Here is a 16,150-nt window from a genome sequence, read left to right as displayed (position 1 = left end):
AGCTCATGCGCCGCCGCCGACCGCCATGGTGGGCGAGGCCTCCGGGGGCCGGGCGGCCGGCACCAGGTCGCGTCGCATGCAGACCCGGGGCCAGCGGTCCAGGCCGTGCTGGGCCTCCTCGGTGCGGATGGCCCGCAGCCCGTCGGTGAGTTCGTCCTCGGTCAGGACCCGGAAGCCGATGCGGGTGTAGTAGGGGGCGTTCCACGGCACGTCGGTGAAGGTGGTCAGGGTGAGCGCCTTCATCCCGCGTCCCACCGCGAGGGCGGCGAGCCGGTCGATGAGGGCGCGGCCGATGCCACGGCGGGCGGCGGCCGGGTCGACCGAGACCTGTTCGATGTGCAGGGCGCCGTCGACGGGGTCGGCGAGCACATAGCCGAGCGGCCGGTCGCCGGTGGCGGAGAGGGGGTCGGTGGCCACCCAGCAGCGGCCTGCGAGCCGGTAGTTCTCCAGCAGGTCGAGCGGGGGCGGGTCGTCGTCGGCCACGAAGGCCATGCCCAGGGTGCGGAACGGTTCCCCTGCGGCGCGCTCGATGTCCTGCAGAAGCGGGAGATCGGAGCGTCTGGCGGAGCGGATACGCATGCACTCAGTGTGCCGCGCCGGACGGCTGACCGGTACGCCGTGGCCGGATTCACCCTCCGGGAGAACCTCGGGGGGCGGAGCCCGGACCGCCACTCAGGCTCCGGTGCTGACCAGCTCGTGCGCCGGACTGTTGACCGGCTGTGGGGTCCCCGTGAGGTCGATGACGAAGAGCGGGAGTCCGACGCCGTCCGCACGGGCCCGGGCATCGGCCGCGTACCCCGCGAGGGAGAAGAACACCCCGGTCACGGATGCGCCCAGGGCGTTGAGCCAGAGGCACTCCACCGCGCGCAGCGTGGCCGGGCGGGTGCTGGAGTCCACCTGGGCGATCAGCCCGTCGGCCCGCAGGTCGATCCCGGAGGCGGGGCCCGCCCCGGGACGGCCCACGTCGCGGTAGCCCAGCCAGGTCAGATAGAGCCCGGCCGCGCTCACCGCGTCGTGGCCCGTACGGATCGTCATCGGCCGGAACACCGGGCGCGGGTGCGCGGCGGTGCGGGGCAGCGGGATATGGGCGGGGGAGACCGGTGAGTCCGGGGCCGGGGCGGCGGCCACCGGGCGCACCGGAATCCGCAGCACGGTCCCGCACGGGCAGCACAGCTCCGGCTGGGGCCACTGGTCCTCCCGGCCGCAGGACGTGCAGCGGACGGTGACCCACGCGTCGTTCCAGCTGCGGTGGGTGACCTGGACCGCCGGTGCGCCGGGCAGCAGCGGCGGGGTGGTGGGCGCCCCGCACGGGCACGGGTAGGCCGGTGTGCTGTAGGCGTGGTCCCGGCTGCAGACCGGGCACCGTACCGGCACGGACTCCACGATCGTCTCCCTCCGGCACGGCTGCGCGGCCGACTGCGCTCCGTGCCTCCCTCGTCACGCCATCGTCCATCAGGGGCGAGGCTCTGGGGAGGGGATTGGCGCACTCCGTACGGGCGAGCGGCGCTGTACGCCCTTGACGGCGATCGCCCCAGGTTCTAGATTGCTTCCATATAGCAGAACTAAGTTTCCGTAATGCGGAATTGGTGCTCTCAGGTGGCGCGACAGAGCCCGACTCCACCAATCCCGAGCAGGAGCACTCAATGCCTCGTATGACCGCTGCCCGAGCGGCAGTTGAGATCCTCAAGCGTGAAGGCGTCAGCAACGCGTTCGGTGTGCCGGGTGCGGCGATCAACCCCTTCTACGCGGCCCTCAAGGCCTCCGGCGGGGTGCAGCACACGCTGGCCCGGCACGTCGAGGGCGCCTCCCACATGGCGGAGGGCTACACCCGGGCCAAGGCCGGCAACATCGGCGTCTGCATCGGTACGTCGGGCCCGGCGGGCACCGACATGATCACCGGTCTGTACTCCGCCATCGCCGACTCCATCCCGATCCTGTGCATCACCGGCCAGGCCCCGACGGCCGTCCTGCACAAGGAGGACTTCCAGGCCGTCGACATCGCCTCGATCGCCAAGCCGGTCACCAAGGCGGCCACCACCGTCCTGGAGGCCGCGCAGGTCCCCGGCGTCTTCCAGCAGGCCTTCCACCTGATGCGCACCGGCCGTCCCGGACCGGTCCTCATCGACCTGCCGATCGACGTCCAGCTCACCGAGATCGAGTTCGACCCCGAGCTCTACGAGCCCCTCCCGGTGCACAAGCCGGCCGCGTCCCGCAAGCAGGTCGAGCGGGCCGTCGAGCTGCTGAACGCCTCGGAGCGCCCGGTGCTCGTCGCGGGCGGCGGCATCATCAACGCCGACGCCTCCGAGCTCCTGGTCGAGTTCGCCGAGCTGACCGGCGTCCCCGTCATCCCGACCCTGATGGGCTGGGGCATCCTGCCCGACGACCACGAGCTGAACGCCGGCATGGTGGGCCTCCAGACCTCGCACCGCTACGGCAACGCGAACTTCCTGGAGTCCGACTTCGTCCTCGGCATCGGCAACCGCTGGGCCAACCGCCACACCGGCAAGCTGGACGTCTACACCCAGGGCCGCACCTTCGTCCACGTCGACATCGAGCCCACCCAGATCGGCAAGATCTTCGCCCCCGACCTCGGCATCGCCTCCGACGCCAAGGCCGCTCTGGAGCTCTTCGTCGAGGTGGCGCGCGAGCTGAAGGCCGCGGGCAGGCTGAAGGACCGCTCGGCCTGGGCCGCCTCCACGCAGGAGCGCAAGGCGACCCTCCAGCGCCGCACCCACTTCGACAACGTGCCGCTCAAGCCGCAGCGCGTGTACGAGGAGATGAACCGGGCGTTCGGCCCCGAGACCCGTTACGTCACCACCATCGGCCTCTCCCAGATCGCCGGCGCGCAGATGCTCCACGTCTACAAGCCGCGCCACTGGATCAACTGCGGCCAGGCGGGCCCCCTCGGCTGGACGATCCCGGCCGCCCTGGGCGTCGCCACCGCGGACCCGGAGGGCACGGTCGTCGCCCTCTCCGGCGACTACGACTTCCAGTTCATGCTGGAGGAGCTGGCCGTCGGCGCGCAGCACCGCATCCCGTACGTCCACGTCCTGGTGAACAACTCCTACCTGGGGCTCATCCGTCAGGCCCAGCGCAACTTCGACATCGACTTCCAGGTCAACCTGGAGTTCGAGAACCTCAACTCCCCGGAGCTGGGCGTCTACGGCGTCGACCACGTCAAGGTCGTCGAGGGCCTCGGCTGCAAGGCGATCCGGGTCACCGAGCCGGACCAGCTGCTGCCCGCCTTCGAGGAGGCGAAGAAGCTGGCCGCGGAGTTCCGGGTGCCGGTGGTCGTCGAGGCGATCCTGGAGCGGGTCACGAACATCGCGATGAGCGGCAGTGACATCGCGTCGGTCAACGAGTTCGAGGACATCGCGACGGACCCGTCCCACGCGCCCACCGCGATTCGCCCCCTGACGGTCTCCTGACGCACCCGTCACCCGACGAGAGGGCCCCCGCCCCGGAGCGAGTCTCCGAGGCGGGGGCCCTCCGCCGTGCCCGGCCTCCGCCCTTGCGGGGTGTGCCACTCCGGCCCGTCCGGCGTGTGCCACTCCGGCGGCCAGTCCGGCGTTCGAGGACGGAACCCTTGGCATGGCGGGCGCCGCTTCCCGCGTGAGGAACGTGGTGGGCACCTCTGCCCGTGGGATACGGGACCACCCAGTCCAGGGGCCGTCCTCGAACGCCGGACAGGCTGAGATGGTGCGGGCCCGCCGACGCGACGGTTCCGTCCTTCAGACGCCGGACGGGCTCGATCGCCGGGCCCGGGCCTGGATCGTGCCCGCGCACGCGAAAGGGCGCGGAGTACGGGACCGTATCCGTACTCCGCGCCCTCGTTCGGGGAGCGACAGAGGTGTCGCCGGGTGACAGGGACCGCGGCGGCGGCGATCGCCCCGGGGAGGCGTCTCCTTCAGGTCAGGAGACGGCCCCCGGGCCTTCACCACCGCACTGGCATCGCACAGCCGCCGCGGCCTCGTCGTCCTGCCCGTGCCGCGCGGCACCCCTCATCCGGGTGCGCGGTACGGGCAGGGTCCATGGGCCCAGGCGCGGGCTAGTCCTCGCGCAGGGCGCGGACGGCCTCCTCGACGCGCTTGCCGTAGTCGGCGTCGGCGGCGTGGAAGTGGGCGAGGTTCTTCTCGATCACGTCGTCGCGGGTGACCTGCGAGAGGCCTCCGGCGATGTTCGCGACCAGGCGGCCCTTCTCGTCCTCGGACATGAGCCGGTAGAGCTCGCCCGCCTGGAAGAAGTCGTCGTCCTTGGCGTGGGCGGCCGTCTCGTACGTGCCCGTCCAGCCGTGGATCGCGAGCGGGGCGGTGAGCGCCGCGTCGGTCTGCGCCGGACCGGAGTACGAGTTGGGCTCGTAGTTCTTGTCGTGGCGCGAGCCGTTGCGGGTCGCGTGCAGCCCGTCGCGGCCGTAGTTGTCGGCCTGCGTCGCCTTGGGGGCGTTCACCGGCAGCTGGGTGTGGTTGACGCCCAGGCGGTAGCGGTGCGCGTCCGCGTAGGCGAACAGCCGGCCCTGGAGCATCTTGTCCGGGGACGGGCCGATGCCGGGCACGAAGTTGTTCGGGGAGAACGCGGCCTGCTCGACCTCCGCGAACACGTTGTCCGGGTTGCGGTCCAGGACCAGGCGGCCGACCCGCTGGAGCGGGTAGTCGCTGTGCGGCCACACCTTGGTGAGATCGAACGGGTTGAACCGGTAGTCCGCGGCCTCGGCGGCGGGCATCACCTGGACGTACAGCGTCCAGGACGGGTTCACGCCCCGCTCGATGGCCTGGAGCAGGTCCGTCTGGTGCGAGTTGGCGTCCTTGCCGACGAGCTCGGCGGCCTGCTCGCCGGAGAGGGACCGCACACCCTGGTTCGTCTTGAAGTGGTACTTGACGAAGAAGGCCTCGCCCTCGGCGTTCGTCCACTGGTAGGTGTGCGAGCCGTAGCCGTTCATGTGACGGTACGAGGCGGGGATGCCGCGGTCACCCATCAGCCAGGTGACCTGGTGCGTCGCCTCGGGGGCGTGCGCCCAGAAGTCCCAGACGTTGTCCGGCTCCTGCTTGCCCGTGAACGGGTCGCGCTTCTGCGAGTGGATGAAGTCGGGGAACTTGATCGGGTCCTTGATGAAGAACACCGGGGTGTTGTTGCCGACCAGGTCGTAATTGCCCTCGTCCGTGTAGAACTTGAGGGCGAAGCCGCGCGGGTCGCGGACCGCGTCCGCGCCGCCGAGCGAGTCGGCGACGGTGGAGAAGCGGAGGAACGTCTCGGTGCGTTTGCCCACCGCGGAGAGGAAGTCGGCGCGGGTGAAGCCGGTGACGTCGTCGGTGACCTCGAAGTAGCCGTACGCACCGGAGCCGCGGGCGTGGACCACGCGCTCCGGGATGCGCTCACGGTTGAAGCGGGCGAGCTTCTCCAGGAGGTGCTGGTCCTGGAGGAGGATCGGTCCACCGACACCGGCGGTGGCGGAGTTCTGGTTGTCGGCGACCGGGGCGCCTGACTCGGTCGTGAGCACACGCTTAGCCATGTGGCGGGATGACCTTTCGTACGAGCTGCTGACGGCTTGAGGAGCGTAGATTCGCCGCGAAGCAACGTCAACAGTTTGTTGAAATCGAAGTTTGTGGTTCCGGGCCGCGGCGGCGCCTGGGCGCGACAGGACAGGTGTCAGCGCCACCGCGGCCCGGAGATGTGGGGGCCCGTCGTGCGGGCCGTGGCCCCGGCGGCGGACCGGCGATCGTGGCCGGTCGCCCTTTCACGGGGCCGGGGGCGTTCAGACCTGGGAGCCGGACAGCCGCTCGACCGAGCGCAGCAGCGCCGAGTGGTCCAGGCCGCCGTCGCCCTGGGCGCGCAGCGAGGCGACCAGCTGGGCGACCACCGCGCCGACGGGCAGGGCCGCGCCGACGTTGCGGGCGGCGTCGGTCACGATGCCCATGTCCTTGTGGTGCAGGTCGATCCGGAAGCCGGGGGCGAAGTCCCGCTTCAGGAAGTTGTCCTTCTTGCGGGTCAGCACGGTCGAACCGGCCAGACCGCCGTTGAGGACGTCCAGCGCGGCGGCGAGGTCCACGCCGGACTTCTCCAGGAAGACCACGGCCTCGGCGCACGCCTGGATGTTGACGGCGACGATCAGCTGGTTGGCGGCCTTCACCGTCTGGCCGGAGCCGTGCGGGCCGCAGAGCACGATCGTCTTGCCGAGCGCCTCCAGGAGGGGCTTCGCGGTGTCGAAGTCCGCCTGCTCACCGCCGACCATGATGGACAGGACCGCCTCGATGGCACCGGCCTCGCCGCCGGAGACCGGCGCGTCCAGGACCCGGATGCCCTTGTCGGCCGCGTTCTTGGCGAGGTCCACCGAGGTCTGCGGGGTGATGGAGGACATGTCCACCAGCAGCGCGCCGCGCTTGGCGTTCTCCAGGATGCCGTCGGGACCGTACGCGATGGCCTCGACCTGCGGGGAAGCGGGCACCATCGTGATGACGACGTCGGCGTCCCTGACCGCGTCCGCGATCGAGGCGGCGCCGGTGCCGCCGGCCGCGACCAGCCGGTCGATCTTGTCCTGCTCCAGGGTGTATCCGGTGACGGAGTAACCGGCCTTGATCAGGTTCTCCGACATGGGGGAGCCCATGATGCCGAGACCGATCCACGCAACCTTGGGGAGGTTGTTGCTCATGAGGGTGCCTTCCTGAAAAACGTGTGTACGTAAGGGGGGTTGGGCTCACCTGCCGGTGGACCCGGCCCGCCCGCGGCCGGTCAGCGGGCCGCTCGGGCCGACGCCGGGAGCCAGTCGAAGGAGTCGGCGCTCGGGCGGTCGCCCGGCTTGTACTCCAGGCCGACCCAGCCCGTGTAGCCGGCGTCCTTCAGCTCGTCGAGCAGCTGCTCCAGCGGGAGCGAGCCGGTGCCCGGCGCGCCGCGGCCCGGATTGTCGGCGATCTGGACGTGACCGGTCTTCGCGGCGTACGCCTTGATGACCTGGCTCAGGTCCTCGCCGTTCATCGAGAGGTGGTAGAGGTCCAGCAGGAACTTCGCGTTCCCGAGGCCCGTCGCCGCGTTGACCTTGTCGACGACCTCGATCGCGGCCGGTGCGCTGACCAGCGGGTAGAGCGGCGACTCCGGCTTGTTCAGGGTCTCGACGAGGAGGATCGCCCCGATGCGGTCGGCCGCGCGGGCCGCCAGCACCAGGTTCTCCAGGGCGAGCGCGTCCTGCACCACCGGGTCCGCGCCCTCGACGCGGTTGCCGTACAGCGCGTTGAGCGCCTTGCAGCCGACCGAGGCGGCGAAGTCGGCCGCCACCTCGATGTTGGCCCGGAAGCGGTCCGACTCCGCGCCGGGCACGGAGAGCGCGCCGCGGTCGGGGCCGGGCAGCTGTCCGGCGTAGAAGTTCAGCCCCACCAGCTGGGTGCCGGCGTCGTCGAGCGCCTTCTTGAGGGCGTCGAGCTCCGCCTGCGGCGGGGTGGGGGTCTCGATCCAGGGCCACCACAGCTCGACCGCCGTGAAGCCCGCCGCGGCGGCTGCCGCGGGGCGCTCCAGGAGCGGGAGTTCCGTGAAGAGGATCGAAAGGTTCACATCGAAGCGCTGGTCCGGGTATCCCATGAGGATTTCGGCGCTCCTTCCGTATTGCGGAAGTTAGTTTCTGCTTAACGGAAGATTGCCCGGAGGGTGGCGGGGCTGTCAAGGGGGTGCCGCGAAATTCGCCCCGGTCGACGGCGTGCGGAACCGGCCGCCGGGGCGCCTTCCGCCGCGGGTCCGTTGCGCCTGCCCGGCCTCCGGGCGCTGTGCGACGGGTGCGGCCGGACGCACCTCGCGCGCACCGGGGGCGGGTCCGCTCCAGCGGCTACAGTCGTGGCCGAGCCGCGCGAGCCCGCACCCGCGGCGAGGACATCAGGGAGGCACAGTGCGCTTGAGGGTGGAATTCACCACCGAGCCCTTCGATCTCGACGAGGCGCCCGCCCACGCGGTGGTGGCCCGCGAGGTCATCCAGGGAGCCGAGCTCGACGCGGTGGACGTCGGCCCGTTCGGGAACACGGCGGAAGGGGGCGCGGACGAGGTGCTCACCGCCGTGGACTCCCTGCTGCGCCAGGCCCTGGCCTCGGGCGCCACCCGGGTCTCGCTCCAGGTCAACGTGATCGGGGAGGGCGCACCATGACCGAATCCGCCGATCAGTCCCGGGGGGCGGTCGATCATCCCCACGGGTCGGCCCGCCGCTCCTCGGAAGCGGCCGGTCGCTCCTCGGGGCCGGCCGATCACCCTCTGGTCTCCGCGGTCAAGCCGCTCGTCGACGCGATGGGCGCGGAGCTGCTGGGCCCCGAGCAGGCCCAGCCGGACGATGTGGTGCTCGCCTGGGAGGGCCGGGACGTCATAGCCGTGCGCCTGCCCCAGCTGTCCGACTCGCTGGACCGCATCCTCGCCGCCCTGGCGAGGCGGCACGGGATGCCGCTCGCCGACCTGGACCGCAAGGCCAAGCAATCCGTCGTCCGGACCCTGGAGGCACGCGGTGCCTTCTCCGTACGGCATGGCGTCGAAACCGTGGCCGGAGCCCTGGGGGTCTCCAGGTTCACCGTGTACAACTACCTCAACCGGGAACTTTCACCCAAGGGTGAGTAGTTGGCCGAACGCTCAGGAAAGCCGCTGTCCGCATGTCGGGACGGCGGCTTTCTTCGTTCGCGAGATTTCAACAAAGTGTTGACGTCGTGTTGTGGAGGGCGTTAGCTATCCGCAGCCCGAACAACGCACAGCGAAAAACAGCCACGGAGGCTCCCGTGACTTCGAGCTCCACACCGGGCCTCACCCGGTTCAACACCCTGGCGGTCGGCGAGGCCACTCCCGTACTGCACGAGGTGTGTGCCAGTGGGACCTGGGGAAACACCATTCTCGCCGGGCGCCCGTACGCCACCGTGGATGCCCTCCTCTCCGCGAGCGACGCCGCCATGGCCGAGCTCACCGCGGAGGACCTGGCCGAAGCGATGGCAGGCCACCCGCCGATCGGCCGCCCGAAGCCCGGCGACCCGACCTCCTCCCGCGAGCAGCGGGGGATGGCCGGCGCCTCCGAAGAGCTCAAGACCGAGATGCTCGAACTGAACCTGGCCTACCAGGAGCGGTTCGGACATGTCTTCCTGATCTGCGCCACCGGCGCCACCGGTGAGCAGATGCGCGACGCGGTGAAGTCCCGGATCGGGAACTCACCCGAGCAGGAGCAGGAGATCGTGCGCACCGAACTGGGCAAGATCAACCGCATCCGGCTGACCCGTCTCGTACAGGAGACCCTCGCAGAGGGCGCTCCCGCACAGGACTCTTGAGATCTAGGAGAGTGACGGTCTTGAGTACCGACACGACCGCATCGGTGTCCACGCACATCCTGGACACCAGCATCGGCCGCCCCGCCGCGTCCGTCGCCGTATCGCTCGCCGCCCGCAGCGGAAGCGACGCGCCGTATGTGACGCTCGGCGCCTCGGCGACCGACGCGGACGGGCGTTGCAAGGACCTGCCGGCGCTGCCGGAGGGCACCACCCACGTGCGTCTCGACTTCGACACCGAGACGTACTTTTCCAAGAAGCAAGCCGAGGCGCAGCAGGACGCCCCCCGCGTAAGGGACAGCGGCGCGTTCTTCCCGGAAGTGACGATCGCGTTCGCGGTCGTCCCGGGCGAGCACTATCACGTACCGCTGCTGCTCAACCCGTTCGGCTACTCCGTTTACCGAGGGAGCTAGCACCGACATGCCCACGATTCTCGGCCAGAACCAGTACGGCAAAGCAGAGAACCGCGTCGTCAAGATCGTGCGGGACGGCGACACCCACCACATCAAGGACCTGAACGTCTCGGTCGCCCTCTCCGGCGACATGGACGACGTGCACTACTCCGGCTCCAACGCCAACGTCCTGCCGACCGACACCACCAAGAACACGGTGTTCGCGTTCGCCAAGGAGTACGGGATCGAGTCCGCCGAGCAGTTCGGCATCCACCTCGCCCGGCACTTCGTCTCCTCGCAGGAGCCGATCCACCGTGCCCGGATCCGGATCGAGGAGTACGCCTGGGAGCGCATCGCGACCTCCGACGGCAACTCCAGGTTCATCGGCGCCGACGACGTCAAGCACTCCTTCGCCCGCAAGGGCCAGGAGACCCGCGTGTCCCAGATCACCTACGACGGTGAGAGCTGGGAGGTCATCTCGGGCCTCAAGGACCTGACGGTGATGAACTCGACCAACTCCGAGTTCTGGGGCTACGTCAAGGACAAGTACACGACGCTGAAGGAGGCGTACGACCGCATCCTGGCGACCGACGTCTCCGCGCGCTGGCGCTACAACTGGACCAGCGACGAGCAGCGCATGCCGAACTGGGAGAAGTCCTACGAGCAGGCGCGCAAGCACATGCTCCAGGCCTTCGCCGAGACGTACTCCCTCTCGCTCCAGCAGACCCTGTACCAGATGGGTTCGCGCATCATCAACAGCCGCAGCGAGATCGACGAGATCCGCTTCTCGCTGCCGAACAACCACCACTTCCTGGTGGACCTCGAACCGTTCGGACTGAAGAACGATACCGCCGATGGTGCTGTCTACTTCGCGGCGGACCGTCCCTACGGCCTGATCGAGGCCACCGTGCTCCGGGACGGCGTCGAGCCGAAGATCCCGGTCGACATGACCAACCTCTGACGCGGCACTGAACCGGCCCCCGTCCGCCCGCAGTCGGGCGGGGGCCGGTCATCCCGGAGGGAACACCCATGGCACAGCCTGCATCGGGGCCGGCAGAAGGCCCAGCCAGAACCTCACCGGCCACCACTGCCGACACGGCGGTTCACCCGGTCGACGAGAAGCTTCCTCCCGCGCGGCTCGTCCCCGCCGCGCTCCAGCACATCGCCGCCATGTACGCGGGCGTCGTCACCCCTCCGCTGATCATCGGCCAGGCCGTCGGCCTGGACGCCGCCGGAATGACCCGGCTCATCGCGGCGAGCCTCCTGATCGCGGGACTCGCCACCATCCTCCAGACGATCGGCCTCGGCCGCTTCGCCGGGAACCGCCTGCCGTTCGTCAACGCAGCCTCCTCCGCCGGTATCGCCCCGATGCTCGCCATCGCCGAGACCAGCGCCCCCGGGCACCAACTGCCCGCGATCTACGGGGCGGTGCTCGTCGCCGGAGCGTTCTGCCTGCTGGTCGGACCGTTCTTCGGCAGGCTGCTGCGCTTCTTCCCGCCGCTCGTCACCGGCGTGGTCATCACGCTCATCGGCGTGACGCTCATGCCGGTCCCGGTCGCCTGGGCCCAGGGCGGCGACGCAACCGCCGCCGACTTCGGCGCCATGAAGTACCTGGCGCTGGCCGCCTTCACCCTCGTCGTCATCCTGCTGATCCAGCGCTTCGGGCGCGGCTTCCTCAAGCAGGTCGCCCTGTTGATGGGCATGTTCGTCGGCACGCTGGCCGCGATCCCGTTCGGACTCGCCGACTTCTCCGCGCTGAAGTCCGCCCCGCTCGCCGCCCTGCCGACCCCCTTCGCCTTCGGCGCGCCCGAGTTCCAGCCCGCCGCGATCCTCTCCCTCTGCATCGTCATGCTCGTCCTGATGACGGAGTCCTCCGCAGGCATGCTGGCCCTCGGCGAGATCTGCGAGCGCCGCACCGACGGCCGTACGATCACCCGTGGTCTGCGCACCGACGGCATCGCGACCCTGATCGGCCCGGTCTTCGGCTCCTTCCCCACCAGCGCCTTCGCCCAGAACGTCGGCGTCGTCTCGCTGACCCGGGTACGCAGCCGGTACGTGGTCGCGGCGGCCGGTGGCGCGCTCCTGATCCTCGGCGCCTTCCCGGTCCTCGGCGCGGTCGTCTCGCTCGTCCCGATGCCGGTGCTCGGCGGCGCGGGCATCGTCCTGTTCGGCTCCATCGCCGTGAGCGGCATCCGTACGCTGTCCGAGGCCGGACTCGACGACAGCTCCAACATCATCCTGGTCGCCGTCGCGCTCGGCGCGGGCATCATCCCGCTCGCCGCGCCCACTTTCTACGCCGGTTTTCCGGCCTGGGCGCAGACCGTCCTGGGCTCCGGAATCAGTGCGGGAGCGCTGGTCGCCGTCGTGCTCAATCTGTTCTTCCACCATCTCGGCACCCACAGCCGCACCGCTGTGGCACTCAAATCCTCCTAGGGTCCTGCCGTGCCCACATCGCCACAGAAAGAAGAAGGAAGCACCATGGCAGCTTCGGCAGACCCTCAGCGCATCATCATCGAGAACTGTTCGATCGCCACCGTCGACGCCAACGACACGGAGTACGCCTCCGGCTACATCGTCGTGGCGGGCAACCGCATCGAGTCCGTCGGCGCCGGCAAGGCACCGGAGGGCCTCGCCGGGGTCGTCCGGCGCATCGACGCCACCGGGCACCTCGCGACGCCCGGCCTGGTCAACACCCACCACCACTTCTACCAGTGGATCACCCGGGGCCTGGCCACCGACCACAACCTCTTCAACTGGCTCGTGGCTCTCTACCCGACCTGGGCGCGCATCGACGAGCCGATGGCCCGCGCCGCCGCGCAGGGCTCGCTGGCCATGCTGGCCCGGGGCGGCGTCACCACCGCCATGGACCACCACTACGTCTTCCCGAAGGGCTCCGGCGACCTGTCCGGCGCGATCATCGGGGCCGCCCGGGAGATGGGCGTACGGTTCACCCTCGCCCGGGGCTCCATGGACCGCAGCGAGAAGGACGGCGGCCTGCCGCCGGACTTCGCCGTCGAGACCCTGGAGGGCGCGCTCGCCGCCACCGAGGCGACGATCGACGCCCACCACGACTCCTCCTTCGACGCGATGACGCAGATCGCCGTCGCCCCCTGCTCGCCGTTCTCGGTCTCCACCGAACTGATGCGGCAGGGCGCCGAGCTGGCCCGCCGCAAGAACGTCCGGCTGCACACCCACGGGTCGGAGACCGTCGAGGAGGAGCAGTTCTGCAAGGAACTGTTCGGGATGGGCCCGACCGACTACTTCGAGTCGACCGGCTGGCTCGGCAGTGACGTGTGGATGGCCCACTGCGTCCACATGAACGACTCGGACATCGCCGCCTTCGCCCGTACGGGTACGGGCGTCGCCCACTGTCCGTCCTCCAACGCCCGCCTCGCCGCGGGCATCGCCCGGGTCCCCGACATGCTCGCCGCGGGCGTTCCGGTCGGCCTCGGCGTGGACGGCACGGCCTCCAACGAGTCCGGCGAACTGCACACCGAGCTGCGCAACGCCCTGCTCATCAACCGCCTCGGCGCCCACCGCGAGGCCGCTCTGAACGCCCGTCAGGCCCTGCGCCTCGGGACCTTCGGCGGCGCCCAGGTCCTGGGCCGCGCCGACCAGATCGGCTCCCTGGAGGCCGGCAAGCTCGCCGACCTCGTCCTGTGGAAGCTGGACACCCTGGCCCACTCCTCGATCGCCGACCCGGTGACCGCGCTCGTCTTCGGCGCGGCCGCCCCGGTGACCCTCTCCCTCGTCGACGGCAAGCCGGTCGTCGAGGGCAACCGCCTCACCACGGTGGACGAGGACGCCATCGCCCGCGTCACCCGCGACGAGGCCCGCCGCCTCGCGCAGATCGCCGCCGGGGCCTGACTCCGGCGGAACCCCCGAACCGCCGGGCAGCCACTGGTCCCCGGCGGAATCCCCGACCGGCCGGTCGAGGGGGACGGCCCGAGACCGGCCGCCGTGGACCCGAGCGGGGTCCACGGCAGCCGGTCCGGCGGACGCGCACCCCATGGTGCGCGCCCGCCGGACCGGTGAAGACCCCTGCCCGTACGCGCCCCCACCGCGCCACCCGCCCGCAACAAGCGCACCACCTGCACCAACTGCACGACCTGAACCACCTGAGAGAGCCGCACCACCGCACTCCTACGCACCACCTCCCTGACACCCGCGTCGCCGACGACGTGTAACCGACCGGAGGAACCGCCGTGGCCGCCAAGCCCAGGTTTCACAAAGACGCAGATGCAGCCGCCGAAGCGGCGGACGATGCCGTCGCAGAGGCAGGAACCGACCGGAAGCATCCGGTCGACGAGACTCTCCCCCCACTGAAGATGTTCACCAGCGGCCTCCAGCACGTGGCCGCCATGTACGCGGGCGTGGTGGCACCGCCGCTGATCGTGGGGCCGGCCGTCGGCCTCACCGCCAAGGAGACCGCCTTCCTGATGGGGGCGAGCCTGTTCACCGCGGGCATAGCCACCCTGCTCCAGACCATCGGCTTCTGGAAGGTCGGCGCCCGGCTGCCCTTCGTCAACGGCGTCTCGTTCGCCGGGGTCGCCCCGATGATCGCGATAGGCAAGGACCGGGGGGACGAGGGGATCGCCGTGATCTTCGGCGCGATCATCGTCGCGAGCCTGCTCGGGTTCGTCCTCGCCCCGTACTTCGGGAAACTGGTCCGCTTCTTCCCGCCCGTCGTCACCGGCACGGTCATCACCCTGATCGGCGTCTCGCTGCTGCCGGTCGCCTTCAACTGGTCCCAGGGCGGCAACGCCGCGGCGGACGACTACGGTTCGATGACCAACATCACCATGGCCGCCGTGACCCTGGTGATCGTGCTGGCCATGCGCAAGCTGCTGCGCGGCTTCCTCCAGCAGATCGCGATCCTGCTCGGCCTGATCATCGGCACCCTGGTCGCCATCCCGGCGGGCATCACCGACTTCAGCGCCATCAAGAACGCCGATGTGGTCGGCTTTCCGACGCCGTTCGCCTTCGGCGGCCCCCAGTTCGAGATCGCCGCCATCGTCTCCATGTGCATCGTGATGCTGGTCTGCATGACCGAGTCCACCGCGGACATGCTGGCCCTCGGCAAGATCGTCGGTCGGCCGGCCGACGAGAGGATCATCGAGGGCGGTCTGCGCGCCGACACCCTGGGCAGTGCCATCAGCCCGATCTTCAACGGTTTCATGTGCAGCGCCTTCGCCCAGAACGTCGGACTCGTCGCCATGACGAAGATCCGCAGCCGCTTCGTCGTCGCGGTCGGCGGCGGGATTCTGATCCTGCTCGGCCTGGTCCCGGTCGCGGCCTCGGTCATCGCCCTCGTACCGCTGCCGGTGCTCGGCGGCGCGGGCATCGTCCTCTTCGGCACGGTCGCGGCCAGCGGCATCCAGACCCTGGCCGCCGCCGCCCTGGAGAAGGGCGAGAACGCGCTGATCGTCGCCGCCGCCGTCGGCATCGGCCTGATCCCGATCGCCGCGCCGCAGTTCTACCACGCCTTCCCCGAGGACCTGCTGGTCGTCCTCGACTCGGGCATCTCCACCGGCTGTGTGGTGGCGATCGTGCTGAACCTCGCCTTCAACCACTTCGGCCGCAGGCCCGACGCGGAGGACGAAGAACAGCGCAGCGGTGACCGCGCGGTACCGGCGGCCGCCGGGGTGGGCGTCCACTGACCACACGACCGGTGACCGACTCGGCGAGGGCCCCGCGCACGACGCGGGGCCCTCGGCCGTGTCCGGTCCGGCCGTGCGACGGCCCCCCGGAGCCGCACGCCGCCCGGCGGCTGTAGCGTCAGGGGCATGGAAGATCAGTCAGTGGTGGATGTCGGCGATGTACGCCTCGCGTACCGGACCTGGGGCGACTCGTACGGCTCGCCCGTCGTGCTGCTGCACGGCCTGGGCGGTTCGGCCGCGGACTGGGAGGCGGCCGGCTCCCTGCTGGGCCAGGAGTGGCGGGTCTTCGCCCTGGACCTGCGCGGCCACGGCGAGAGCGACTGGCCCGACGCGTACGACCTGGAGCTGATGGCCGAGGACGTCGTGGGGTTCCTCGACGAACTGGAGCTGGACCGGGTGGGACTCGTCGGCCACGGCATGGGAGGTGTCGCCGCCCGGCTGCTGGCCCAGGAGCATTCGGACCGGGTGGAGCGGCTGGTGCTGGTGGAGACCCCGGCGCCGTTCCCCGGCGACCCGGGCCCGGCGGGGCGGCCCGAGGGCCCGGTGGACTACGACGAGAGCGCGGTGGCGGCCGTACGGGACCAGCTCGCCGACCCGGGACCGGACGCCGCGGACGGCCTCGGCGACATCGTCGCCCCGACGCTGATCATCGGCGGCGGCCCGGAGAGCACGATGGAACAGCACCGCCAGGCCGACACGGCCTCCCTGATTCCGGACTGCCGGCTGATCACGGTCCCGGGCGGCCACCGGATGCACCAGACCCGCGCGGACCAGGTGGCCGCGCACATCACGGAGTTCTTCACCAGCTGAGGACGGGCCCCGCGGCGCTTCGCCG

The 16,150-nt window shown here is 70.5% G+C and carries 15 protein-coding genes; 10 read left to right on the top strand and 5 right to left on the bottom strand.

Annotated elements, in window-relative coordinates:
- Nucleotides 1–3: 3 nt before the first annotated feature.
- Nucleotides 4–579 carry a GNAT family N-acetyltransferase gene (locus CIB93_RS07900; RefSeq protein WP_096625532.1) on the bottom strand — a complete coding sequence of 192 codons (576 nt, stop codon included), beginning with the start codon at nt 577–579 and terminating at the stop codon, nt 4–6.
- A gap of 93 nt (nt 580–672) precedes the next feature.
- Nucleotides 673–1,383: a hypothetical protein gene (locus tag CIB93_RS07895; protein ID WP_096625461.1), complete on the bottom strand. Its 711-nt coding sequence runs from the start codon at nt 1,381–1,383 to the stop codon at nt 673–675.
- A gap of 260 nt (nt 1,384–1,643) precedes the next feature.
- On the opposite strand from CIB93_RS07895, the gene gcl reads away from it, so the two are divergent.
- Nucleotides 1,644–3,428 carry a glyoxylate carboligase gene (gene gcl / locus CIB93_RS07890; protein WP_096625459.1) on the top strand — a complete coding sequence of 595 codons (1,785 nt, stop codon included), beginning with the start codon at nt 1,644–1,646 and terminating at the stop codon, nt 3,426–3,428.
- 620 nt (nt 3,429–4,048) lie between these two features.
- Here the strand turns inward: gcl and CIB93_RS07885 are convergent.
- The 3 genes from CIB93_RS07885 to CIB93_RS07875 all read right to left on the bottom strand — a co-directional run bounded on the left by CIB93_RS07885 (nt 4,049) and on the right by CIB93_RS07875 (nt 7,563).
- Nucleotides 4,049–5,506: a catalase gene (locus CIB93_RS07885; RefSeq protein ID WP_096625457.1), complete on the bottom strand. Its 1,458-nt coding sequence runs from the start codon at nt 5,504–5,506 to the stop codon at nt 4,049–4,051.
- 243 nt (nt 5,507–5,749) lie between these two features.
- Nucleotides 5,750–6,643, bottom strand: coding sequence for a 2-hydroxy-3-oxopropionate reductase (locus tag CIB93_RS07880; RefSeq protein ID WP_096625455.1), 894 nt, complete (start codon nt 6,641–6,643; stop codon nt 5,750–5,752).
- An 80-nt stretch (nt 6,644–6,723) separates the two neighbouring features.
- Complete coding sequence (locus tag CIB93_RS07875) at nt 6,724–7,563, bottom strand: TIM barrel protein (protein ID WP_096625453.1); 840 nt, start codon at nt 7,561–7,563, stop codon at nt 6,724–6,726.
- Between the two features lie 301 nt (nt 7,564–7,864).
- Here CIB93_RS07875 and CIB93_RS07870 point away from each other — a divergent pair, with 301 nt between their 5' ends.
- From CIB93_RS07870 to CIB93_RS07830, 9 genes are all read left to right on the top strand, one after another.
- Complete coding sequence (locus CIB93_RS07870; RefSeq protein ID WP_179500023.1) at nt 7,865–8,116, top strand: hypothetical protein; 252 nt, start codon at nt 7,865–7,867, stop codon at nt 8,114–8,116.
- A gap of 137 nt (nt 8,117–8,253) precedes the next feature.
- Nucleotides 8,254–8,574: a helix-turn-helix domain-containing protein gene (locus CIB93_RS07865; RefSeq protein WP_096625530.1), complete on the top strand. Its 321-nt coding sequence runs from the start codon at nt 8,254–8,256 to the stop codon at nt 8,572–8,574.
- Between the two features lie 155 nt (nt 8,575–8,729).
- Complete coding sequence (uraD, locus tag CIB93_RS07860; protein WP_096625449.1) at nt 8,730–9,266, top strand: 2-oxo-4-hydroxy-4-carboxy-5-ureidoimidazoline decarboxylase; 537 nt, start codon at nt 8,730–8,732, stop codon at nt 9,264–9,266.
- Between the two features lie 20 nt (nt 9,267–9,286).
- Entirely contained in the window at nt 9,287–9,676 is a 390-nt protein-coding gene (gene uraH / locus CIB93_RS07855; protein WP_018514694.1) for a hydroxyisourate hydrolase, read from the top strand.
- Between the two features lie 7 nt (nt 9,677–9,683).
- Nucleotides 9,684–10,616 carry a factor-independent urate hydroxylase gene (gene pucL / locus CIB93_RS07850; RefSeq protein ID WP_096625447.1) on the top strand — a complete coding sequence of 311 codons (933 nt, stop codon included), beginning with the start codon at nt 9,684–9,686 and terminating at the stop codon, nt 10,614–10,616.
- 68 nt (nt 10,617–10,684) lie between these two features.
- Complete coding sequence (locus tag CIB93_RS07845; protein WP_096625445.1) at nt 10,685–12,088, top strand: nucleobase:cation symporter-2 family protein; 1,404 nt, start codon at nt 10,685–10,687, stop codon at nt 12,086–12,088.
- Nucleotides 12,089–12,133: 45 nt separating this feature from the next.
- The gene (locus CIB93_RS07840; protein WP_096625443.1) at nt 12,134–13,522 is read left to right on the top strand and encodes an 8-oxoguanine deaminase; all 1,389 of its coding nucleotides are present in this window, start codon (nt 12,134–12,136) and stop codon (nt 13,520–13,522) included.
- A gap of 338 nt (nt 13,523–13,860) precedes the next feature.
- Complete coding sequence (locus tag CIB93_RS07835) at nt 13,861–15,315, top strand: nucleobase:cation symporter-2 family protein (RefSeq protein WP_096625441.1); 1,455 nt, start codon at nt 13,861–13,863, stop codon at nt 15,313–15,315.
- A 126-nt stretch (nt 15,316–15,441) separates the two neighbouring features.
- Complete coding sequence (locus CIB93_RS07830) at nt 15,442–16,125, top strand: alpha/beta fold hydrolase (RefSeq protein ID WP_096625439.1); 684 nt, start codon at nt 15,442–15,444, stop codon at nt 16,123–16,125.
- The last annotated feature ends 25 nt before the right edge of the window (nt 16,126–16,150 follow it).

Source organism: Streptomyces sp. WZ.A104 (assembly GCF_002382885.1).
Taxonomy (GTDB): Bacteria; Actinomycetota; Actinomycetes; order Streptomycetales; family Streptomycetaceae; genus Streptomyces.
Note: the sequence above shows the minus strand (reverse complement) of the source record. Positions and strands in the feature narration are given on the sequence as shown.